21 protein-coding genes are annotated in these 20,979 nt (G+C 65.2%); 16 read left to right on the top strand and 5 right to left on the bottom strand.

Translation table 11 applies throughout. The features are described 5' to 3' along the window. Nucleotides 1-2: 2 nt before the first annotated feature. Entirely contained in the window at nt 3-3,083 is a 3,081-nt protein-coding gene (locus JOD97_RS30830) for an Rne/Rng family ribonuclease (protein ID WP_209726629.1), read from the bottom strand. A gap of 101 nt (nt 3,084-3,184) precedes the next feature. Here JOD97_RS30830 and JOD97_RS30825 point away from each other — a divergent pair, with 101 nt between their 5' ends. The 5 genes from JOD97_RS30825 (at nt 3,185) to JOD97_RS30805 (ending at nt 6,926) form a co-directional block, all read left to right on the top strand. Beyond that, nucleotides 3,185-3,430, top strand: a complete 246-nt coding sequence (locus JOD97_RS30825) for a hypothetical protein (protein ID WP_209726628.1) — start codon at nt 3,185-3,187, stop codon at nt 3,428-3,430. Between the two features lie 369 nt (nt 3,431-3,799). Next, nucleotides 3,800-4,783 carry an RluA family pseudouridine synthase gene (locus JOD97_RS30820; RefSeq protein WP_209726627.1) on the top strand — a complete coding sequence of 328 codons (984 nt, stop codon included), beginning with the start codon at nt 3,800-3,802 and terminating at the stop codon, nt 4,781-4,783. Between the two features lie 45 nt (nt 4,784-4,828). After that, nucleotides 4,829-5,488 carry an HAD-IIIA family hydrolase gene (locus tag JOD97_RS30815; RefSeq protein WP_209726626.1) on the top strand — a complete coding sequence of 220 codons (660 nt, stop codon included), beginning with the start codon at nt 4,829-4,831 and terminating at the stop codon, nt 5,486-5,488. Continuing rightward, the gene (locus JOD97_RS30810; protein ID WP_209726625.1) at nt 5,488-5,898 is read left to right on the top strand and encodes a Rieske 2Fe-2S domain-containing protein; all 411 of its coding nucleotides are present in this window, start codon (nt 5,488-5,490) and stop codon (nt 5,896-5,898) included. Before JOD97_RS30815 ends, JOD97_RS30810 begins: the two co-directional genes overlap by 1 nt. 8 nt (nt 5,899-5,906) lie before the next feature. Next, the gene (locus JOD97_RS30805; RefSeq protein WP_209726624.1) at nt 5,907-6,926 is read left to right on the top strand and encodes a S49 family peptidase; all 1,020 of its coding nucleotides are present in this window, start codon (nt 5,907-5,909) and stop codon (nt 6,924-6,926) included. A gap of 272 nt (nt 6,927-7,198) precedes the next feature. On the opposite strand, the gene JOD97_RS30800 is transcribed toward JOD97_RS30805, so the two are convergent. Further along, nucleotides 7,199-7,489: a hypothetical protein gene (locus JOD97_RS30800; RefSeq protein ID WP_209726623.1), complete on the bottom strand. Its 291-nt coding sequence runs from the start codon at nt 7,487-7,489 to the stop codon at nt 7,199-7,201. A 190-nt stretch (nt 7,490-7,679) separates the two neighbouring features. On the opposite strand from JOD97_RS30800, the gene JOD97_RS30795 reads away from it, so the two are divergent. The 10 genes from JOD97_RS30795 (at nt 7,680) to motD (ending at nt 18,595) form a co-directional block, all read left to right on the top strand. Then, complete coding sequence (locus JOD97_RS30795; RefSeq protein ID WP_209726622.1) at nt 7,680-8,405, top strand: pseudouridine synthase; 726 nt, start codon at nt 7,680-7,682, stop codon at nt 8,403-8,405. After that, on the top strand, nt 8,402-9,388 hold the full coding sequence (locus JOD97_RS30790; protein ID WP_209726621.1) for a fumarylacetoacetate hydrolase family protein: 987 nt from the start codon (nt 8,402-8,404) through the stop codon (nt 9,386-9,388). Before JOD97_RS30795 ends, JOD97_RS30790 begins: the two co-directional genes overlap by 4 nt. Nucleotides 9,389-9,514: 126 nt before the next feature. Beyond that, a complete protein-coding gene (gene flhB / locus JOD97_RS30785) occupies nt 9,515-10,705 on the top strand; it encodes a flagellar biosynthesis protein FlhB (RefSeq protein ID WP_209726620.1) in 1,191 nt (396 codons plus the stop codon). Next, nucleotides 10,702-12,819, top strand: a complete 2,118-nt coding sequence (gene flhA / locus JOD97_RS30780) for a flagellar biosynthesis protein FlhA (protein WP_209726619.1) — start codon at nt 10,702-10,704, stop codon at nt 12,817-12,819. Before flhB ends, flhA begins: the two co-directional genes overlap by 4 nt. A 69-nt stretch (nt 12,820-12,888) precedes the next feature. Then, entirely contained in the window at nt 12,889-13,869 is a 981-nt protein-coding gene (locus JOD97_RS30775) for a transposase (RefSeq protein ID WP_229264850.1), read from the top strand. A 199-nt stretch (nt 13,870-14,068) separates the two neighbouring features. Next, the gene (gene flhF / locus JOD97_RS30770) at nt 14,069-15,475 is read left to right on the top strand and encodes a flagellar biosynthesis protein FlhF (RefSeq protein ID WP_209726618.1); all 1,407 of its coding nucleotides are present in this window, start codon (nt 14,069-14,071) and stop codon (nt 15,473-15,475) included. Then, complete coding sequence (locus JOD97_RS30765) at nt 15,468-16,274, top strand: antiactivator of flagellar biosynthesis FleN protein (RefSeq protein WP_209726617.1); 807 nt, start codon at nt 15,468-15,470, stop codon at nt 16,272-16,274. The genes flhF and JOD97_RS30765 overlap by 8 nt, the downstream gene beginning before the upstream one ends. A gap of 74 nt (nt 16,275-16,348) precedes the next feature. Next, a complete protein-coding gene (locus JOD97_RS30760) occupies nt 16,349-17,080 on the top strand; it encodes an RNA polymerase sigma factor FliA (RefSeq protein ID WP_209726616.1) in 732 nt (243 codons plus the stop codon). Further along, complete coding sequence (locus tag JOD97_RS30755; RefSeq protein WP_209726615.1) at nt 17,062-17,808, top strand: flagellar motor protein; 747 nt, start codon at nt 17,062-17,064, stop codon at nt 17,806-17,808. The genes JOD97_RS30760 and JOD97_RS30755 overlap by 19 nt, the downstream gene beginning before the upstream one ends. Before the next feature lies 1 nt (nt 17,809). Next, complete coding sequence (motD, locus tag JOD97_RS30750) at nt 17,810-18,595, top strand: flagellar motor protein MotD (protein ID WP_209726614.1); 786 nt, start codon at nt 17,810-17,812, stop codon at nt 18,593-18,595. 114 nt (nt 18,596-18,709) lie between these two features. On the opposite strand, the gene JOD97_RS30745 is transcribed toward motD, so the two are convergent. The 3 genes from JOD97_RS30745 to flgA all read right to left on the bottom strand — a co-directional run bounded on the left by JOD97_RS30745 (nt 18,710) and on the right by flgA (nt 20,379). After that, entirely contained in the window at nt 18,710-19,180 is a 471-nt protein-coding gene (locus JOD97_RS30745; protein WP_209726613.1) for a flagella synthesis protein FlgN, read from the bottom strand. An 8-nt stretch (nt 19,181-19,188) separates the two neighbouring features. Further along, the gene (gene flgM, locus JOD97_RS30740; protein WP_209726612.1) at nt 19,189-19,503 is read right to left on the bottom strand and encodes a flagellar biosynthesis anti-sigma factor FlgM; all 315 of its coding nucleotides are present in this window, start codon (nt 19,501-19,503) and stop codon (nt 19,189-19,191) included. A 120-nt stretch (nt 19,504-19,623) separates the two neighbouring features. Continuing rightward, nucleotides 19,624-20,379, bottom strand: coding sequence for a flagellar basal body P-ring formation chaperone FlgA (gene flgA / locus JOD97_RS30735; RefSeq protein ID WP_209726611.1), 756 nt, complete (start codon nt 20,377-20,379; stop codon nt 19,624-19,626). A gap of 173 nt (nt 20,380-20,552) precedes the next feature. On the opposite strand from flgA, the gene flgB reads away from it, so the two are divergent. Beyond that, nucleotides 20,553-20,978 carry a flagellar basal body rod protein FlgB gene (gene flgB, locus JOD97_RS30730; protein WP_209726610.1) on the top strand — a complete coding sequence of 142 codons (426 nt, stop codon included), beginning with the start codon at nt 20,553-20,555 and terminating at the stop codon, nt 20,976-20,978. The last annotated feature ends 1 nt before the right edge of the window (nt 20,979 follow it).

Raw genomic sequence — 20,979 nt, 5'->3', positions numbered from 1 at the left:
GATTAGCGGCGGGTGTCGACCTGAACCAGCGGCTCGTCGGCTTGCGGTGGCAGCGGCTTGCGTTCGCGTGGAACCCGTACCGGCGCCGCTACCTTGGCGGCGGCCTCCTGCGCGGCGCGCAGCTTGGCCGGATCGGTGGCCGCCAAAGTCAGGCCGGCGGAACCGAGCACCGCTTGCAGGTCGACCGGCGCGGCTGGCGCGGTCGCTACCGAAGCTGGTGCCGGGACTGGTGCTGCGACAGGTGCCGGCGCTGGCACTGGTGCTGGCGCGGCGGCGACCGGCTCGGCAACCACTGGCGCCTGAACCACCGGCGCTTCAACCGGCGCTGCCAGCGGAGCTTCGACCTTGGCTTCGACCGTCGCTTCAACCGGAGCGACCTCGACTGCGACTGGCGCGGCGGCTTCGGCAACCACTGCCGGGGCCGGCGTCGGCTCGGCGACCGGGGCCGCGAAGGCGTCCTCGGTTTGCACCGGCGTCGTCGCCGCGGCAGGCGCTTCGGCTTGCATCACCACCGTGCCTTCGATGGCGGAGCCGACCGCTTCGGCCACCGGGGCCGATTCGATCACCGCAGCAGGGGCGGGGGAAGCGACCGCCTCCGCCACCGGCGCTGGCTCGGCCGCTTCAACCTTCGCGGTCACCGGCTCGGCGACGGACGCTTCGACCGGAGCCGGTGCGATGTCGGCAACCGGGGCGACGCTGAAGCTCGGCGCTTTGTGCTCGCCTTGCTCACCAGCTGCGCCGGCTACTTCGGTTTCCTGGCCGTCAACACCGTCGACGCCCTCGCCACCTTCGCGGTCGCGGCGGTTGCGGTTGCGACCGCCACGACGGCGGCGGCGGCGCGGCTCTTCGCCGTCGGCCGTCACTTCGTTCTCGTCACCCTCGGGACCGGCATTGGGCGCGGTTTTGAGGATGCTGGTGGCGGCGTCGGTCACTGGACCGGTCGACGCCAGGCCGGCGTTCAATGCCAGTTCTTCCACTTTGGCTTCGACCGGGGCCTTGTCGGCGCGCGGTTCGCGTGGCGGACGCGGGGTGCGCTCGGCGCGTTCAGGACGCTCCGGACGCTCGGCGCGTTCGCGCGGCGCCTGGCCGTCGGCGGCGACGGCGCCGGCGTTCTCACGCGGCTCGCGCGGTTCGCGCGGCGGACGTGGCGGACGCGCCGGACGGCCGGTGGCGTCGACCGGCTTGGCTTCGTCCGCTACCGGACGGGCCGCGCCCGGTTCGCGCTCCTCGCGCTCGCCACGAGCGCCCTTGCCGTTGCGGCTGCGGCCGCGCGGGCCGCGGGCGTTGCGGTCGCCACGGTCCGGCGACGGCGCCTTGACGACGATGGTCGGCTGCTGCGGCTGGGCGACCGGGGCCGGTTTCGGGCTCAGGAAGCTGAACAGCTTGGCGAAGAAGCCTTGCTCGGCCGGGGCCGGCACGGGGGCGGGCGCCGGCGTGATGACCGTCTCGGTCGGCTTGCGCTCGACCAGCGGGGCCGGCTGGTCCGGGGTGATGGTCTTGACCATGGCTTCCTGGCGCGGCTTGGCTTCTTCCTTCTGGCGCTTGCTGTAGGCCATGTCGGTTTCGGCGGTCTCGGCCAGGGTGTAGCTGGCCTGGCTGTCTTCCAGACGCGGGTCGTCGTGCTTGATGCGCTCGAGCTTGTAGTGCGGCGTGTCCAGATGCTTGTTCGGGATCAGGATCACGGCGATGCGGTGGCGGTTCTCGATCTTGAGCACTTCGCCGCGCTTTTCGTTGAGCAGGAAGGCGGCCACGTCCACGGGCACCTGCACGTGGATGGTGGCCGAGTTTTCCTTCATCGCCTCTTCCTGGATGATGCGCAGCACCTGCAGGGCGGACGATTCGGTGTCGCGGATGTGGCCGGTGCCGGAGCAGCGCGGGCACGTCACGTGCGAGCCTTCCGACAGCGACGGACGCAGGCGCTGGCGCGACAGTTCCATCAGGCCGAAGCGGGAAATCTTGCCCATTTGAACGCGGGCGCGGTCGTGGTGCAGCGCGTCCTTGAGGCGCTGTTCGACTTCGCGCTGGTTCTTGGCCACTTCCATGTCGATGAAGTCGATGACGATCAGGCCGCCCAGGTCGCGCAGGCGCAGCTGGCGGGCCACTTCCTCGGCCGCTTCGCAGTTGGTGTTGAAGGCGGTCGTTTCGATGTCCGAGCCGCGCGTGGCGCGGGCCGAGTTGACGTCGACCGAGACCAGCGCCTCGGTGTGGTCGATGACGATGGCGCCGCCCGATGGCAGCGGCACGGTGCGCGAGTATGCCGTTTCAATTTGATGTTCGATCTGGAAACGCGAGAACAGCGGCACGTCGTCGCTGTAGCGTTTCACGCGGTGCACCATGTCGGGCATCACGTGGCTCATGAACTGGTGCGCTTGTTCGTAGATATCGTCGGTATCGATCAGGATCTCGCCGATATCGGGCTGGAAGTAGTCGCGGATGGCGCGGATCACCAGCGACGATTCCTGGTAGATCAGGAACGCGCCGGAGGCCGACTTGCCGGCGCCTTCGATCGCGCGCCACAGTTGCATCAGGTAGTTCAAGTCCCACTGCAGCTCGTCGACGTTGCGGCCGATGCCGGCGGTGCGGGCGATGACCGACATGCCCGGCGGCAGGTCCAGCTTGTCCATGGTTTCGCGCAGTTCCTGGCGCTCTTCACCCTCGACGCGGCGCGACACACCGCCACCGCGCGGGTTGTTCGGCATCAAGACCAGATAGCGGCCAGCCAGCGAGACGAACGAGGTCAGGGCGGCGCCCTTGTTGCCGCGCTCTTCCTTTTCGACCTGGACCATGATTTCCTGGCCTTCGCGCAGCGCTTCCTTGACCGAGGCGGTGCGGACGTCGACACCCTCGCGGAAATACGTGCGGGCGACTTCCTTGAACGGCAGGAAACCGTGGCGGTCCTCGCCGTAGCTGACGAAGCACGCTTCCAGCGACGGCTCGATGCGGGTGATCACGCCTTTGTAGATATTGGACTTGCGCTGTTCGCGCCCGGCGGTTTCGATGTCGATATCGATCAGTTTCTGACCGTCGACGATCGCTACGCGCAATTCTTCCTGCTGCGTAGCATTAAACAACATGCGTTTCATTTTTATTAACTCCGCGACCCGTAGGCCATCTCTATGCCGTCGTGCTCGTTGGAACATAACGGCGAGGTACAGGGATATACGCGAGAATTAAGACGATTGCGGTGGGTATGCCCATCCTGTGCGACGCAGCGGCGCCGGCGGTGAACCAGCGTCGCGGCCGCAACTGGGCGCATGAGGTCGATCGACATGCCGAGTGCTCGCATCACCTGCAACTCTTCCATGCGGCCCGTAAGGGAGGCAGAGAAATGCAGGCGGTGAGCAGCGTCGTTGAAAGCCAAATCCTGGCCACGCTTACGTACTACAAGTATTACAACTTCGATTTACAACTTCGCGAAGTTGCAATGTAACCAGGCTGGTTTCAGCCTTCCGTCGCTTGCAGCAAAGCATGGGGTCTGGCGAAAACGGCAAGCGTTATCAACTTCATCAACCGGCCAGCCTGGCTCGAAGCCAGGCTGGCCGGACTTTATCCTTACAATCCAATCATTTTAATTCTGCATCCATGCCGGCATCCGATTACAACAACGGTGCAACCTTGATTCCCGCATGGCTGGTGCGTATACATATTTTCCTCTGAATTTGCAATTTGGCGAGGCCAGTGGAGACGCCCCTGTGTAAAATGTGCTTTTATTCTTACACTTGCCGCAGATCGAACCGCAGCGAAACAATTATATATTCAAAATGAAGGACTTAGAGAGATTTCTGGGAAGACAGATCAAATGAAGATGCAAAATGATGTTGTTCCCCCTTCAACACCGCTGCCGCTGCAAGCACAATTCGTCACCATCACTGAAGAAGAAGCCGGTCAACGCATCGACAACTACTTGTTGCGAATTTGCAAAGGAGTGCCGAAAAGCCACGTTTACCGCATCTTGCGCTCGGGCGAAGTGCGCGTGAACAAGGGCCGTATCGACCAACTGTACCGCCTGGTGCAGGGGGACGTGGTGCGCATTCCGCCGGTGCGCATCGCCGAAAAAGCCGACGCCACGCACGTGCCGGCGGCCGAATTCAAGGTGATTTTCGAGGACGCCCACTTATTAGTCATCGATAAGCCGGCCGGCGTGGCCGTCCATGGCGGCTCGGGCGTGTCGTTCGGCGTCATCGAGCAGTTGCGGGCCTCGCGTCCGGACGCCAAGTTCCTCGAACTGGTGCACCGGCTCGACCGCGACACCTCCGGGTTGTTGCTGTTGGCGAAGAAACGCTCGGCGCTGACCAATCTGCACGAGCAGATGCGCGACGGCCACACCGACAAACGCTACCTGACGATGGTGGCCGGCGACTGGAAGAACGCGCGCCAGCACGTCAAGCTGCCGCTGCACAAGTACACCACGGCCGACGGCGAACGCCGCGTGGCGGTGCAGGCCGACGGCCTGCCGTCGCACACGGTGTTCACCTTGCTGAAGAAGTTCAAGGATTTCGCGTTGCTGGAGGCCGAGCTGAAGACCGGGCGCACCCACCAGATCCGCGTTCATCTGTCATCGTCCGGCTTCGCCATCCTGGGTGACGATAAATACGGTGATTTCGCCTTGAACCGCATGCTGCTGAAGGCCGACGCCACGCGCGGCGCGCTCAAGCGGATGTTTCTGCACGCGCATCAAATCACGTTCACCCATCCGGAGTCCGGAAAAATCATGACGCTGAACGCGCCTTTGGCCGCCGAATGTGAACGATTCTTGGTAAGCTTGGGAAAACCACTTAACTAATCGCAAATATTCTAAGGAGCCGGCCGCGCGCAGCGGCCGGAACACATGGCAAGAAAGCAATTTGATCTGATCGTCTTCGATTGGGATGGAACGTTGATGGATTCCACCTCAACGATCGTGAAATGTATCCAGGCGGCGGCGAAGGACTTGTCCCTGCCGATCCCGCGCGACGACGTCGCCGCGCATGTCATCGGCCTGGGCCTGCACGAGGCGATGCAGGCGGTGTTGCCGGAGATCGATCCAGCGTACTATCCGCGCATGGTGGAGCGTTACCGCTATCATTTTCTGTCGCGCGACCATGAACTGGTGCTGTTCCCGGGCGTGCATGACATGCTGGTGGAACTGTCGCAGAACGGCTACTTCCTGGCGGTGGCCACCGGCAAGAGCCGGGTCGGCTTGAACCGCGCCATGAACGACGTCAAGCTGCTGTCGATGTTCGATGCCACGCGTTGTGCCGACGAAACGTTCTCCAAGCCCCACCCGGCCATGTTGCAGGAATTGACGCGGGAGTTGGGGCAGGATATGCGCCGTACCGTGATGATCGGCGATACTTCCCATGACTTGCTGATGGCAAACAACGCCGGCGCGGCCGGCATCGCGGTGCAGTACGGCGCCCACCCGGTCGACCAGCTGGCCGCGTGCAAGCCGCTGTTTTCGGCGGCGACGGTGGCCGAACTGCACCAATGGCTGAGCGAGCACGCCTGATGAGCGACGAAATACTGGTTTGCGCGTCGGACGCCGTGGCCGAGGGCGGCAAGGGCGTGCGTTTCCCCGTGCTCGCCGGCGGCGCCGACGGCACCGGCTTCGTGGTCCGCTACGGCGGCAAGCCGTACGCCTACCTGAACCGGTGCGCCCACGTGCCGATCGAGCTCGACTGGGCCGAGGGCGAGTTCTTCGAATCCAGCGGCCTGTATCTGATGTGTTCCACCCACGGCGCGATCTATGTGCCGGAAAGCGGCTTGTGCGCCGGCGGTCCGTGCCGGGGCGGGCGCCTGCGGCCGATCGCCGTGGTCGAGCACGACCAGCGGATCTTCTGGCAACCGGACGACTATGTGCGCCCGGCGCCGCAGGCGCCCGACGCCGGCCCGACCACCCCGCCCGACAACCTCACCTAATTTAATCCATGAGCGACAACCTCGACACCGGTGGCAGCAGCCCCCACACCCCTCCGACGCCGGCGCAGCCGGCCGCATCGACCGTGCCCGCCTCGAGCTGGGAGCGCGAGGTGCTCGAAAAGCTCGTGTTCGCCACGTTGAAGGAGCAAAAACTGGCGCGCCGCTGGGGCATCTTCTTCAAGTTCGCCACCTTGCTGGTGATTGTCGTCGCGCTCGGCAGCTATTTCGATTTCAGCTGGACCGGCTCGGAGGAGACGCTGGGCCGCCACACCGCGCTGATCGAAATCGACGGCGCCATCGAATCGGAGGGCAGCGGCGCCGCCTCGGTGGTGATCCCGGCGCTGAACAAGGCGTTTTCCGACGCCGGCTCGGTGGCGGTCGTCATGCACATCAACAGCCCCGGCGGCAGCCCGGTCCAGGCCGGCATGATCGTCGATGAGATGAACCGCCTGCGCAAAGGCTATCCGGGCAAGCCGCTGTACGTGGTGGTCGACGAGATCTGCGCCTCCGGCTGCTATTACATCGCCGCCGGCGCCGACCGCATCTATGTCAACAAGGCCAGTATCGTCGGCTCGATCGGCGTGCTGATGGACGGTTTCGGCTTCACCGGCTTCATGGAGAAGGTCGGCGTCGAGCGCCGCTTGCTGACGGCCGGCGAGAACAAGGGCTTCATGGACCCGTTCACGCCGCTGACCGACAAGCACCGCCAATATGCGCAGGCGATGCTCGACGAGATCCACCAGCAGTTCATCCAGGTGGTGCGCGCCGGCCGCGGCAAGCGCCTCAAGGAAAGCCCGGAGATGTTCTCCGGCCTGTTCTGGACCGGCGCCAAGTCGATCGACATGGGCCTGGCCGACGCGCTCGGCACCGTCGACAGCGTCGCGCGCGACGTCATCCGGGCCGAGGACATCGTCGACTATACCCAGCACGAGGGCCTGCCCGAGCGCGTGCTGAAGAAGTTCGGCGCGGCGATGGGCGCGGGGGCGATGAAATCGGCGGTCGAGACCGTCAAGCCCAGCTTGCGTTAGGCTCCATGGGCCCGCTTCCATGGGGATAGGCGGGGCGGGCCGGTAGGCGCGGCGGTGGTGTGGCCGCCGCGCCGATAAACATTAACAATACGGTCTTATTTCAGCTTGCATATCCGACTCGGTGGACTATAGTAAGGGGGTAGTTCTTTCCAAGGGAGGCCGATATAAACAGTTTATCTCGTTGTCAGCAGATCTTGCAGTGCGATTGAACTACTTTAAGCCGCATCGTGGATGCGGATTTGAGAGAATTTCGATTCCTCGTCAGAGTCCCTTCATGGGACTGAAAACAGCGGCGCAATGCCGCTGTTTTCTATTGGGCGCGGCGTGGCCGGATCCGGATCGGCCTGCTCCTGGTCCTGGCGGTCCTGGGTGAGCAGCGCGAAGCCGCCGGCGTCGAGCCAGGCGAGGAAGTGGGCCTGGCGCTGCTCGTGCCAAAGGCTCTGCGGGGCCGCCATCGGGGCGCGCGGAGGGGGGCAGTTGCGGCAGCGGGCCAGCAGTAATTCGGTGCGGTGCATGGCGGCCTGTTCTTGCGCCGCGGCGTTCACGGTGAGTACGGTAGTCATGGTGTCGTCCTGCTGAGTATTTCCTAGTCCATTAGGCGGATTCCTAATGAGTTTCGAGTCTACCAATTCAATCTCCGTGGCACTTGATGTGGATCAATAAAATGGAGTGTCCAGGACATTGCCATGTGGCGCCGACGCTACCTTTCCGCCTGCCTTCCCGCTATCCGGCGCATCCTGTAAAATCCGGCCCATGAGTAAATTATCCTTGGACCGCATCCTGCAATCGCAGGGTTATGGCACCCGCAAGTACTGCCGCTCCCTCGTCGAGGATGGCGAAGTGCGCATCAACGGCGTTGTGCACGATGACTACAAGACCCCGATCGAGACCGATGGCCTGGTGTTGACCATCTTCGACGAGGAGTGGGTCTATCGGGAGCATCTGTATATCGCGCTGCATAAACCGGCCAATTTCGAATGCTCGCGCAAGCCCAGCCACCACCCCGGCGTGCTGACCTTGCTGCCCGAGCAATTCACCTGGCGCGACGTGCAGCCGGTCGGCCGGCTCGACCACGACACCACCGGCATGCTGCTGATGTCCGACGATGGCCCCTTCATCCACGCGCAATCGTCGCCGAAGCGGCACGTGCCCAAGATTTACCGGGCCACCACGCAAGAGCCGGTCACCGACGCGCTGGTGGCGCAGTTGTTGTCCGGTGTGCAATTGCACGACGAACCGGCGCCGCTGGCGGCGCAGACCTGCGTCCCGCGCGGCGAGCACCTGCTGGAAATCGTGCTCGAGCAGGGCAAATACCACCAGGTCAAGCGCATGCTGGCCGCCGCCGGCAACCATTGCAGCGCGCTGCACCGGTCGGCCATCGGCGGCCTGACGCTGGAGTCGCTGGGCATCGCCGAGGGCGAGTGGTGCTATCTGACGCCCGAGCAACTGGCCCTGCTGGCCCCGGCCGCCGCGCAATGAAGCTGGCCACGCTCGACGACGGCACCCGCGACGGCCAGCTGGCCGTCGTCTCGCGCGACCTGAAGACGGCGCAGCTGGCCGACGGCGTGGCGCGCAGCCTGCAGCGCGCGCTCGACGACTGGAGCTTCATCGCGCCGCAGCTGGAGGCGATCTACCAGGACCTGAACCAAGGGCGCGCGCGCCGCGTCTTCGATTTCGAGCCGGCCAACTGCATGGCGCCGCTGCCGCGCGCCTTCCAGCGGGTCGCCGGCGCGGCCTACGTCCATCATGTCGAGCTGATGCGCAAGGCGCGCGGCGCCGAAACGCCGGCGTCGTTCTGGGACGCGCCGCTGATGTGCCAGGCCGGCAGCGACGAGCTGCGCGGCCCGGCCGACGACATCGCGCTGTTGCATGAGCAGTGGGGCATCGATTTCGAGGCGGAAGTGGCCGTGATCACCGACGATGTGCCCATGGGCGCGACGCCGGACCAGGCGCACCAGCGCATCCGGCTGCTGGTGCTGGCCAACGATGTGTCGTTGCGCAATTTGATGCCGGACGAACTGGCCATGGGCGGCGGATTTTTGCAAAGCAAGCCGGGCGCCAGCTTTTCGCCGGTGGCGGTCACCCCGGACGAGCTCGACGACGCCTGGAAGGGCGGCAAGGTGCACCTGCCGCTGCGCTCGACGTGGAACGGCAAGCTGGTCGGCCAGCCGCACGCCGGCGTCGACATGGTGTTCAACTTCCCCCAATTGATCGCCCATCTGGCGGCCACGCGCACTGTGCGCGCCGGGACCATCGTCGGTTCGGGCGCGGTGTCCAACAAGCACGCCAAGCGGGGCTCTTCCTGCATCGCCGGCCTGCGCGCGCTGGAAACGCTCGCCGGCGGCGAGCCGGTCACGCCATTCATGGCCTTCGGCGACACCATCCGCATCGAGATGCTCAACGCCGACGGCAAGTCGGTGTTCGGCGCCATCGAGCAAAAAGTGACGCAAAAGACACTGTAGGCGTTTCGGTAATTGCCGTGTGGAATCAGTGAGCAAGCACTGAAACACCGCCGTATTCGACCGATGGTCGGGCCGCCCCGCATTCGATAATGGCAACATCGAAATGAACCCCGCGGCAGACCGACCATGTCAGAAGATAGCGACGCAGAAAAGACCGAACCGGCGTCAGCGAAGCGCCTCGAGCAGGCGCGCGAGGAAGGCGACGTTCCCCGATCGCGGGAAGTGGCCACGTTCACCGTGTTGATGGCCGCCGGCGCCGGCCTGTGGATGACCGGCGACGGCCTGATACGGCAACTCAATTCCGCCCTGGTGTCCGGCCTGACCTTGGACCAGGAGCAAATCTTCAATGCCGACGTGCTGCTCAACCGCATCCTGGTCGACGTCGCCCGGGTGATGGTCGCCTGCCTGCCGCTGGCCGTGGCGGTGATGGTGGTGGCGCTGGCCTCGCCGCTGCTGGTGGGCGGCTGGCTGTTCAGCGGCAAGGCCTTCCTGCCCAAGTTCAGCAAGCTCAATCCCATCAACGGCATCGGCAACATGTTCTCCAAGAATTCCCTGGTCGAACTGTTCAAGGCCATCGCCAAGGCGCTGGTGGTTGGCGTGGTCGCCTACATGGTGGTGATGAAGCAAAAGGACGCCGTCATCGGCCTGGCCGTCGAGCCGCTCAAGCTGGGCAGCGCGCACATGCTCCACATCCTCGGCAGCAGCTTCCTGTTCATCGTCGGCGCGCTGGGCCTGATCGCCGCCATCGACGGCCCCTACCAGATGTGGCATTACGCTAACAAGCTGAAGATGACGCGCCAGGAGATGATCCAGGAATCGAAGGAGTCCGACGGCAATCCGCAAATCAAGGCCAAGATCCGCCAGTTGCAGCGCGAGATGGCCAAGCGCCGCATGATGGCCGACGTGCCGACCGCCGACGTGGTGGTGACCAATCCGACCCACTACGCGGTGGCGCTCAAGTACAGCGACGGCATGCGCGGCGCGCCGAAGGTGGTGGCCAAGGGCACCGAAGAGGTGGCCGCCAAGATCCGCGAGATCGCCAAGGACAGCAAGGTGACGCTGCTGGAGGCGCCGGCGCTGGCGCGCGCGCTGTACCAGCACACCGAGATCGGCGACGAGATTCCGGAGGCGCTGTACGCGGCCGTGGCCGAGGTGCTGGCCTATGTGTTCCAGCTGCGCCTGTTCAGCAAGGGCGGCGGCAACCGTCCGGACGTGCCGAAGACGCTGGACGTGCCGCCCGAGCTCGATCCGCTGAACCCGGCCTTCATTCCCAAGCATGGCAAGCAACCCGATTTGAATAACGGAGCATCCGCATGAACGCACTGAGCAACATTAACCTGCCGCCATGGCTGCAGGGCCTCGCCAACAGCAAAAACAAGTCCAGCCTGGCCGCGCCGATCCTGATCGTGATGCTGCTGGGGATGATGGTGCTGCCGTTGCCGGCGTTCGTGCTCGACATCTTCTTCAGCTTTAATATCGCGCTGGCCGTGATCGTGCTGCTGACCAGCCTGTACACGGTCAAGCCGCTCGACTTCATGGCCTTCCCGACCATCCTGCTGGTGTCGACCATGCTGCGGCTGTCGCTGAACGTGGCCTCGACCCGCGTGGTGCTGACCGAGGGCCACACCGGCGCCGACGCCGCCGGCAAGGTGATCGAGGCGTTCGGCCACTTCCTGATCGGCGGTAACTACACGGTCGGCCTGGTGGTGTTTATCATCTTGACCATCATTAACTTCACCGTCGTGACCAAGGGCGCCGGCCGCATCGCCGAAGTGGGCGCGCGTTTCGCGCTCGACGCGATGCCGGGCAAGCAGATGGCGATCGACGCCGACCTCAACGCCGGCCTGATCGGCGAGGCCGAGGCCCGCAAGCGCCGCAGCGAAGTGGCGCAGGAAGCCGAATTCTACGGCGCGATGGACGGCGCCAGTAAGTATGTGCGCGGCGACGCCGTCGCCGGCATCATGGTCACCGTGATCAACGTGGTCGGTGGCCTGCTGGTGGGCGTGATCCAGCACGACCTGCCGTTCGGCGAGGCGATCAAGGTCTACACCTTGCTGGCCATCGGTGACGGCCTGGTGGCGCAGATCCCGTCGCTGGTCATCTCGGTGGCGGCCGGTATCGTCGTCTCGCGCGTGGCCAGCGACCAGGACATCGGCACCCAGATGGTCGGCCAGCTGTTCGCCAAGCCGCAGGTGCTGTATATCACCGCCGCCATCATCGGCGGCATGGGCATGATCCCCGGCATGCCGAACCTGGTGTTCCTGCTGCTGGCCGCGATTTTGGGCGGCTCGGCCTACCTGATGACCAAGCGCGCCAAGGCCGGCGGCGAGGCGGCCGCCGAGGCCGCCGCCGCCGAAGCCGCCGCGCCGGCCGCCGCGCCCGAGCAGGAGGAGGCCAGCTGGCAGGACATCATGCCGGTCGACACGCTCGGTCTGGAAGTCGGTTACCGCCTGATCCCGCTGGTCGACAAGACCCAGGGCGGCGAGCTGCTCAAGCGCATCAAGGGCATCCGCAAGAAGTTCGCGCAGGAGGTCGGCTTCCTGGCGCCGCCGGTGCACATCCGCGACAACCTCGAGCTCAAGCCGTCGGCCTACCGCATCACGCTCAAGGGCGTCGAGGTCGGCTCGGGCGAGGCCTTCAACGGCCAGTTCCTGGCGATCAATCCGGGCATGGCCAGCGGCACCCTGCAGGGCCTGGTCACCACCGATCCGGCCTTCGGCCTGCCGGCCACGTGGATCGACGCCGGCCTGCGCGACCAGGCGCAGGGCATGGGCTATACCGTGGTCGACGCCGGCACCGTGGTGGCGACCCACCTGAACCATCTGATCACGACCCACGCGTCCGAGCTGCTGGGCCGCGCCGAGGTGCAGGCGCTGCTGGACCACCTGGGCAAGGAGGCGCCCAAGCTGGTGGAGGACCTGGTGCCGAAGCTGGTGTCGCTGTCGACCCTGCAGAAGGTGCTGCAGAACCTGCTGATGGAAGGCGTGCACATCCGCGACATGCGCTCGGTGATCGAGACGCTGGCCGAGCACGCCGTGCACACGCAGGACCCGAACGACCTGACGGCGCTGGTGCGCATCGCGCTGGGCCGGGCCATCGTGCAGCAATTGTTCCCGGGCGCGGCCGAGCTGTCGGTGATGACCCTGGACAACCGTCTGGAACGCTTGCTGATGCAGGCGCTGGCGGCCAGCGGGCCGGACGGCGCGGGCATCGAGCCGGGCCTGGCCGACACCATCGCCCAGCAGGCCCAGCAGGCCGCGCAGCAGCAGGAGGCGCTGGGGCTGACGCCGGTGCTGCTGGTGCCGGGGCCGTTGCGCGCCTTGCTGTCGCGCTTCCTGCGCCGCGCGTTGCCGCAGTTGAAGGTGTTGTCGCATGCCGAGATTCCGGAAACCAAAACCATCCGGGTGACGGCGCTGGTGGGGCAGCAATAAGCGGCGGGCGGACCGCGCAAGATTGACCGATTCGCGATCGCGGCCATGCGGGCGGCCTAGACTGCCCGCATGGATGATGATTTCGACACGCCGTGGAAGGAAGTGGTCATGCACCATTTTCCGGAGTTCATGGCCTTCTATTTTCCCGTGGCACACGCCGCGATCGACTGGTCGCGGCCGCATGATTTCCTCGACCAGGAATTCGCCGCGCTGACCCGCGACGCCGAACTGGGCAAGCGCCTGCTCGATAAGCTGGTGCGCGTCCATACGTTGGCGGGCGGCGAGCAGTGGGTGCTGGTCCATCTGGAGGTCCAGGGCCGGCACGATGCCGATTTCGCCGAGCGCATTTTCGTCTACAACTATCGCGTCTACGATCGCTACCGGCGTCCTGTGGCCAGCTTGGCACTACTGACCGATGCCAGCAAGCGCTGGCGGCCGTGTGCCTTCTCCTACCGCTTGTTCGGCTGCGAGATGCGCATCGATTTTCCTATCGTTAAGCTGCAAGATTATGCCGGCCGCGTCGACGAATTGCTGACGCTGGACAACCCGTTTGCGCTGGTCACCGTGGCGCATTTGCTCACGCAAAAGACCAAGGGCGACGCGCATCGCCGGCACGTCGCCAAGTGGCGGTTGACCAAGCTACTGTATGAGCGGGATTGGGATCGTCAGCGTATCATCAACCTGTATCGCGTGATCGATTGGATCATGGCGTTACCACCGGAATGGGATGCCCGGCTGCGTCATGGCATCTTGTATTTGGAAAGGAGAAAGACCATGCCTTACATGTCTTCAATAGAGCGCATCGGTATGGAAATCGGCATGAAGAAGGGGGAGGAGCTGGGAAGGCGGATCGGTTGGGAGAGGGGGCTGCAGGAAGGACGGCGGGAGGCGATGGAGGAAGTGTTGGCGTTATTGTTAAGCCAGCGTTTTGGCGAACTGGATGAGTCGGTTCGGGAGCTGCTGGCGGCGGCAACCGTTGAACGGCTCGGCGAATGGATAAAAAGAAGTCCTGGCGCCGGTAGCCTATGGGAGGTATTTGCTGAAAAATAGACAAGCTTCCCGGCCGGGGGGAAATGCGGCCCCTTTCCGCGCTTGTTCGGCGGATCGTTTCCTGAGTGCATCGTCAATAATGGCACTGTCCGAGTAGAAAAGCGTCTCGTCCGGCAGGCGCGCTACTCAAGCTACAGGAGTCGATGATGGCCAAACCTACCTCGCAACCACGCGCCACCCAGTCCCTGGGGAGCCGGCCATGAACGTGAAAAAATTTACCGCGCCGACGTCGCGCGAGGCGTTGCGCAAGGTGCGCGAAGCGCTCGGGCCGGACGCCGTGATCCTGTCGAACCGCCAGTCCGACGGTGGCGTCGAAATCCTCGCGCTGGCCAACGACGACGCCGCGTCGCTGTCGTCGCCGGCGCCGCATTCGCCGATGGCCGAGCCGATGCCGTCGCTCGACCTGAACCTGCCGCACGGCCGCGCCGAGCAGCGCCTGGAGCCGCGCTTTGACCACATGGCCGCCGAGATGCCCGCGCAACCGGTGCGCCGCGTGGTCGCCTCGCCGTCGTCCTACGCCAGCAAGACCGCCGCCGCCGCGCCGGCCCCGGCGGCGCAGCCGCCGCGGGCGCCGGCGCTCGACGTCGACCAGATCACCGCGATGGTCGCCACGGCCGTCGCCAGCGCCAAGCAGAACGCCGCCGCCGAGATGCAAGTCATGATGAGCGAAATCCGCGCCATGCGCGGCATGATGGAAACCCAATTGGCCGAAATCGCCTGGGGCAGCACCCAGGCGCGCGAGCCGCAGAAGGCGGCCGTGCTGCGCGAAATGCTGGCCGCCGGCTTCTCGGCCAGCCTGGCGCGCTACCTGATCGACAAACTGCCGGCCGACCGCGACGCCGCCGACAGCATGCGCTGGATTAAAACCGTCCTGACCCGCAACCTGTCGACGATGGCCAACGAGGACGCGCTGATCGACCAGGGCGGCGTGTTCGCGCTGGTCGGCCCGACCGGCGTCGGCAAGACCACCAGCACCGCCAAGCTGGCCGCGCGCTGCGTGATGCGCCACGGCCCCGACAAGCTGGCCTTGATCACCACCGACGCCTACCGCATCGGCGCCCACGAGCAGCTGCGCATCTACGGCAAGATCCTCGGCGTGATGGTGCACTCGGTGAAGGACGAGGCCGACCTGCGCATCGCCCTCAAGGAGCTGCGCAACAAGCACACGGTGTTGATCGACACCGTCGGCGTGAGCCAGCGCGACCAGATGGTGACCGAACAGGTGTCGATGCTGCAGGGCGCCGGCGCCCACGTCAAGCGGCTGCTGTGCCTGAACGCCACCGCGACCCAGGAGACGCTCAACGAAGTGGTGCGCGCCTACCAGGGCAGCGGCCTGGCCGGCTGCATCATGACCAAGCTCGACGAGGCGGCCGCGATCGGCAACGTGCTCGACGTCGTCATCCGCCAGAAGCTCAATCTGTTCTACGTCTCGAACGGCCAGCGGGTGCCGGAAGACCTGCACCTGGCCGATCCGGCCTACCTGATCGACCGCGCTTTCAAATTGAAACGCGAGGTCGTCAACACCCAATACCTGGACGCGGAGCTGCCGATGCTGATGTCGAACGCGGGCAACGACCTGTCGATGCGCGAGGTGCACCTTGGCTAATTTCGATTTCGACCAGGCGGAGGGACTGCGCCGCATGCTGGCGGGGCCCAAGCCCCGCATCGTCACCTTCCTGTCGGCCACGCCGCAGGACGACAAGGGCGCCATGCTGGTCAACCTGGGCGCCTCGCTGGCGCGCGCCGGCAACGACGTGTTGATCATGGACGCCTGCGCCAGCGCGCACGGCGTGGCCACGCGCCTCGGCGTCGACGGCGGCGCCAGCCTGCTCAACGTGGCGCGCCAGGAGTGCGCGCTCAACCAGGTCATCCACCAGGTACCGCAGGGTTTCGCTGTGGCGTCGATGACACGCGGCGCCGCGCGCAGCGGCCCGGACGAAACGCGCCGCCTGGCCAAGGCCTTCGACGTGCTGGTCAAGCAGACCGGCATCGTCATCGTCGACGGCGAATTCGACGGCGAGGCTTTCCCGGTGCCGGTCATGGCCAGTTCCGAGATCGTGGTGCAGGTGTCCAACAGCGCCACCTCGATCAAGGCCGCCTACAGCATGATCAAGCGCCTGAACCAGGAGCTGGGACGGCGCCCGTTCGGGATTCTGGTCACCGGGGCTTCCGAATCCGAGGCAAAAGTGGTATACGATAATATGGCACAGGCGGCTAGCCGTTATCTGGCCGTGAACCTGGTCTCGATGGGATCGGTGCCGGCCGACGAATATCTGCAGCGCGCCGCGCGCCTGGGGCGGGCGGTGGTCGACGCCTTCCCGCTGGCCGGCGCCTCGGTCGCGTTCCGCCAGCTGGCGGGACGCTTCGCGATGGCCGGCACGCCGTCGGTGGCGCGCTCGTTGTGAGCGGGGGAGCGGTGGCGATCTTGGCGCATAGCTAACTATCAATGCACTATCAATAAGAATACAAACATCAGGCTATGTACACGGTCAAAGGGAAAGCGGACAAGAATTCTTTGCTGACGGAGCATATGCCGTTGGTCAAGCGCCTTGCCCATCACATGAAGGCGAAACTGCCGCCCAGCGTCGAAGTCGACGATCTGGTGCAAGCCGGGATGATCGGCCTGCTCGACGCCATCAGCCGCTACGAGGAAACCCATGGCGCCCAGTTCGAGACCTATGCCGTGCTGCGCATCCGCGGCGCCATGCTCGACGAACTGCGCAACAGCGACTGGCTGCCGCGCTCGATGCGCCAGAACATGCGCAAGATCGAAACGGCGATGAGCACGCTGCAGCAGCGCCTGGGCCATCCGCCGACCGAGTCGGAGGTGGCCAAGATGCTCAAGCTGTCGCTGGCCGACTACCAGGAGATGCTGTCCGACGGCGGCGGCCACCAGCTGGTGTACTACGAGGATTTCCACGACGACGACGGCAACGACAGCTTCCTCGACCGCTACTGCTCGGACGAGGAGAGCGATCCATTGCGCTCGCTGCTCGACGGCGACTTCCGCCAGGCCGTGATCGACGCCATCGACGCGCTGCCGCCGCGCGAGAAAATCCTGATGGGGTTGTACTATGAAGAGGAGCTCAACTTGAAAGAAATCGGCGCCGTCATGGGCGTGTCGGAATCGCGCGTATCGCAATTGCATACGCAGGCCGTGGCGCGCCTGCGCGCCTCACTCCGGGAGAAGTCGTGGACTGGGCCAGCGTAATCGGGGTGCTGCTGGCGCTGGCCGGCATCGTCGTCGGCCAAAGCCTCGAGGGCGGCAAGATCGCGTCGCTGCTGCAGCCGGCCGCCTTCGCGATTGTTGTCATCGGCACCTTCGGCGCGGTGCTGTTGCAGACCCGCTTCCGCACCTTCGTGCGCGGCGTGCGGATGCTGCGGCTGGTGTTCGCGCCGCCCAAGGACACGCGCGCGGCGCTGGCGCGCGACATCAACGCCTGGAACCTGGCGGCGCGGCGCGACGGCCTGCTGTCGCTGGAGCGCTACATGCTCTCGTCCAAGGATAAATTCAACACCAAGGGCTTGCGCCTGATCGTCGACGGCATCAATCCCGACAAGCTGCGCCAGCTGCTCGACACCGAGATCACCGCCTACGAAACCGAGGAGCGCCAGGCGGTGCGGATCTGGGAATCGGCGGCCGGCTACTCGCCGACGATCGGCATCCTGGGCGCGGTGCTGGGCCTGATCCACGTGATGGAGAACCTCACCGATCCGAGCAAGCTGGGGGCCGGCATCGCCGTCGCCTTCGTGTCGACCATTTACGGCGTCGGGCTGGCCAACCTGTTCTTCTACCCGGTCGCCAACAAACTCAAGGCCATCGTCACGCAGGCCGTGCACCAGCAGGAGATCGCCGCCGCCGTGTTCTACGACATCGCCACCGGCGACCACACGCGCGTCATCGACGAGCGCATCGCCACGCTGCTGCGGGAGCACTGACATGCAGTACCAGTACCGGCGCGCGCGCAGGAAGTTCGACGACGAGGTGGAGAACCACGAGCGATGGTTGATTTCCTATTCCGACTTCATCACCTTGCTGTTCGCGTTCTTCGTCGTGATGTACGCCATCTCGTCGGTCAATATCGGCAAGTACAAGGTGTTTTCCGACGCCTTGGGCGACGCCTTCGGCGGCGCCGGGGCGGCCGAACCGATTAACACCCAGGTGCAGAACCTGCCGATTCCCAATCCCGGCCTGAAGCGCCGCACCGAGTTGCTGCGCAAGGAAAAGGAGCAGATGACCAAGCTGGCGCAGGATCTGCTGTCGACGTTGGCGCCGCTGGTCAAGGAGGGCAAGGTGCGGGTGACGCAGAACAGCCGCGGCGTCAGCGTCGAGATCAACGCCAGCGTGCTGTTCGATCCGGCCGAGGCGCGCCTGACGGCCGAATCGGTCGAGGCGTTGCGCGCGGTCGCCGCGCTGCTCAAGGACGACAGCCACAATGTGCAGGTCGAGGGCCACACCGACAATCTGCCGATCAGCACCGCGCTGTATCCATCGAACTGGGAATTGTCGGCGGTGCGCGCCAGCAGCGTGGTGCGCCTGTTCATCGACGCCGGCGTGGCGCCGCAGCGGCTGACGGCCGTCGGTTTCAGCTCCAACGTGCCGGTGGCGCCGAACGACACCCCGATCGGGCGCGCGCGCAACCGCCGCGTGGCCGTCACCATCCTGTCGGGCATCCCCGACACGGTCACGGAATTGCCGACCACGGCGCCGATTCCGGCGCGGTAACAAGATCCTATCTAAAACACGTAGGGCGGATTAGCGTAGCGTAATCCGCCATGCATGCGCCGTCGATGGCGCATGATTACGTGTTGTACGAAAAATCGGGATTTAAGGGCGTTCTCAGCCGGCCAGGAAGCCGCGGCTGCGCGGGATCGTGCTCGACATCCCGCTGGCGCTGTAGAAATTGTTGGCGCCCGACGACAGCGGCTGCAACGCCTGCAGCGCGCCCTGCGTGTGGCCCATCTGCTTGTTGATCAGCATGCCGTTGACGCGGTTGAGCTCCTTGGCTTCGCGCGTGTGCTCGAGCAGCAGCTTCCACGATTGCGCGATGTGCTGGTCGGCGCCGGCGGCGATCCACGCCTCCATGCCCGCTTCCTCGGCCGGGAAACCGGCCTTGCCCAGCGCGCGGTGGCGCTGCGCCGACAGCAAGGTCATCTGTGCGATGAGCGCCGTCTTCTTCGACGTGACGGCCGGCAGGCCGTCGATGTCCGCCGTCACCAGCAGCTGCTGTTCCTGCTTGAGCAGTTCCAGCAGCGCGGCCATGATCTGCTCTTCTTCGCGCAGGTTGTCGAGCGGGGTGACGGTTGACATGATAAATCCTATCGTTTTCGTGAGTGCAGCAGATCTTTGACCGTGTCGAGCAGGCCGTCCGCCACTTTTTCCGAGTTGACCTGGAACTGGCCGTCGGCGATCGCCAGCTTGATGCGCTCGACCTTTTTGGTGTCGAACACGCCGCTGGCGCCGCCGGCCGCGCTGGCCGCCATCGCCTGGCCCTGGGGCGACAGACGCACACTTTCCGAACTGGTGGCGGTCGGTGCCGGCGCCGCCTTGTCGGTCCCGCGCGCGGTCGCGGCGGGGGCCGCGTTCGACGCCGGCAGGCCGGTCGTGTTCTTTAATGTATCGTTGATTTTCACAGCATCATCCTTCTCTGGGTGGGGCCTAAAACCCCGGGATCTGAGTCATTAACGACGCCCGCTGGTAAAACTTTAGCCTCGCTTGTCATCAGAACCCCGCGTTTGTGCAAAACGCCACCTTCAAAACGCCACCTCCACCAGCCCGCCCGCCTTGGCGATCCCGGTGATTTGTTGCCCACCGGAAGTTTTCACCTGCACCACCTGGCCGTCGCCGGCCGTGCCCATCGCGCGCGCCTCGGCCGACACGCTGAAGCCGGCGCCGCTCGACACCAGCCGCACCAGCTGGCCCGATTGCACCACCGGCTTGATGCGCAAGGTGTCGACGCGCATCGGCGTGCCGGGCGGCAGCGAACTGTTGCTGCTGCGCCCGACCACCTGGTTGATGTCGGTCGCTATACCGGCCGGCAACATTGTCAAATCGCCCTTGAGCATCACCAGCTGGCCGGCCTCGATGGTCTGGCCCTGCGCCAACGGCGCGGCGCTGGCGACGTACTCGCCGATGACGGTCACGCTGGCTTGAATATATACCGTCCACGCGGCCGGTGTCGCACAACGCACGCCGACCGTGGTCTTGCCCCAGGCGCGGGCGCCGGGCATGAAGAAGGCTTGCGGAGCGGGGCAGGGTGCCAGGCTCATGCGCGGGTCGATGGCGCCCACGGCGACCGTCACCTGGCCCGGCAGGCCGCCGGTCTGCACCTGCAGGAATTCCTCGACGGTGCGCTTGAGGGCGGCGCGGTCGTGGTAGGCGGCCGGGCGCTGGGCCTGCTGGGCCTGCTGGGCCGGCTGATTCTGCTGGGCGTGGGCGGCGCTTGCCGCCAAGGACAACAGGGCGGTGGCGGCGAGCCGCAGGGCGGATGGTGTAAGGCGTGGTGTCATGGCGTAGGTTTCCCCTTCAATGTTGCCATGATAGTCCGCCGGGCCGCGCTTGAAACCTTGAATAGCGCGGAAAAGCGGGTGCTTCTCCGTCGATGGTTCACTCAGGCAACTCCGTATGATGAATCCTGTCATAACAAGTTCGTCCACTGTTTGGGCGGTATCCGGAGGTTGTCATGCTTGGTAAACTCGACGATTACATGCGCTTCAACGAAGCCGCTCTGAGCCTGCGCTCGCAGCGGCAGACGGTCCTGGCATCGAACATCGCCAACGCCGACACGCCCAACTACAAGGCCCGCGACGTCGATTTCGGCAGCGCCCTGAAGGCGGCCATGGACAAGGCCAGCCCGAGCGCGGCCGCCACGCTCAAGACCACGGCCGGCAAGCATTTCCCCAACCCTCAGCAAAACGGCACCACGATGGAGGACGGCACGCCGCTGCTGTACCGCGGCGTGGTGCAGGGCGCCGTCGACGGCAACACGGTCGACATGGACGTCGAGCGCAACCAGTTCGCCGACAACGCGCTGCGCTACGAGGCCGGGGTCACCATGATCAACGCCCAGATCAAAAGCATGATGGCGGCGATCCAGTCAGGGAATTAAC

The organism is Duganella sp. 1411, assembly GCF_017833525.1.
Taxonomy (GTDB): Bacteria; Pseudomonadota; Gammaproteobacteria; order Burkholderiales; family Burkholderiaceae_D; genus Rugamonas.
This window is presented reverse-complemented; position numbering and strand designations above follow the sequence as displayed.

Excerpts from the sequence above, each read along its gene's own strand:
- JOD97_RS30790 (WP_209726621.1), top strand. The coding sequence starts at position 8,402 with ATGAAGCTGGCCACGCTCGACGACGGCACCCGCGACGGCCAGCTGGCC.
- flgB (WP_209726610.1), top strand. The coding sequence starts at position 20,553 with ATGCTTGGTAAACTCGACGATTACATGCGCTTCAACGAAGCCGCTCTG.
- flhF (WP_209726618.1), top strand. The coding sequence starts at position 14,069 with ATGAACGTGAAAAAATTTACCGCGCCGACGTCGCGCGAGGCGTTGCGC.
- JOD97_RS30805 (WP_209726624.1), top strand. The coding sequence starts at position 5,907 with ATGAGCGACAACCTCGACACCGGTGGCAGCAGCCCCCACACCCCTCCG.
- JOD97_RS30795 (WP_209726622.1), top strand. The coding sequence starts at position 7,680 with ATGAGTAAATTATCCTTGGACCGCATCCTGCAATCGCAGGGTTATGGC.
- flgA (WP_209726611.1), bottom strand. The coding sequence starts at position 20,379 with ATGACACCACGCCTTACACCATCCGCCCTGCGGCTCGCCGCCACCGCC.
- JOD97_RS30810 (WP_209726625.1), top strand. The coding sequence starts at position 5,488 with ATGAGCGACGAAATACTGGTTTGCGCGTCGGACGCCGTGGCCGAGGGC.
- JOD97_RS30800 (WP_209726623.1), bottom strand. The coding sequence starts at position 7,489 with ATGACTACCGTACTCACCGTGAACGCCGCGGCGCAAGAACAGGCCGCC.
- JOD97_RS30815 (WP_209726626.1), top strand. The coding sequence starts at position 4,829 with ATGGCAAGAAAGCAATTTGATCTGATCGTCTTCGATTGGGATGGAACG.
- JOD97_RS30820 (WP_209726627.1), top strand. The coding sequence starts at position 3,800 with ATGAAGATGCAAAATGATGTTGTTCCCCCTTCAACACCGCTGCCGCTG.
- JOD97_RS30745 (WP_209726613.1), bottom strand. The coding sequence starts at position 19,180 with ATGTCAACCGTCACCCCGCTCGACAACCTGCGCGAAGAAGAGCAGATC.
- JOD97_RS30775 (WP_229264850.1), top strand. The coding sequence starts at position 12,889 with ATGGATGATGATTTCGACACGCCGTGGAAGGAAGTGGTCATGCACCAT.
- JOD97_RS30830 (WP_209726629.1), bottom strand. The coding sequence starts at position 3,083 with ATGAAACGCATGTTGTTTAATGCTACGCAGCAGGAAGAATTGCGCGTA.
- flhA (WP_209726619.1), top strand. The coding sequence starts at position 10,702 with ATGAACGCACTGAGCAACATTAACCTGCCGCCATGGCTGCAGGGCCTC.
- flhB (WP_209726620.1), top strand. The coding sequence starts at position 9,515 with ATGTCAGAAGATAGCGACGCAGAAAAGACCGAACCGGCGTCAGCGAAG.
- motD (WP_209726614.1), top strand. The coding sequence starts at position 17,810 with ATGCAGTACCAGTACCGGCGCGCGCGCAGGAAGTTCGACGACGAGGTG.
- JOD97_RS30760 (WP_209726616.1), top strand. The coding sequence starts at position 16,349 with ATGTACACGGTCAAAGGGAAAGCGGACAAGAATTCTTTGCTGACGGAG.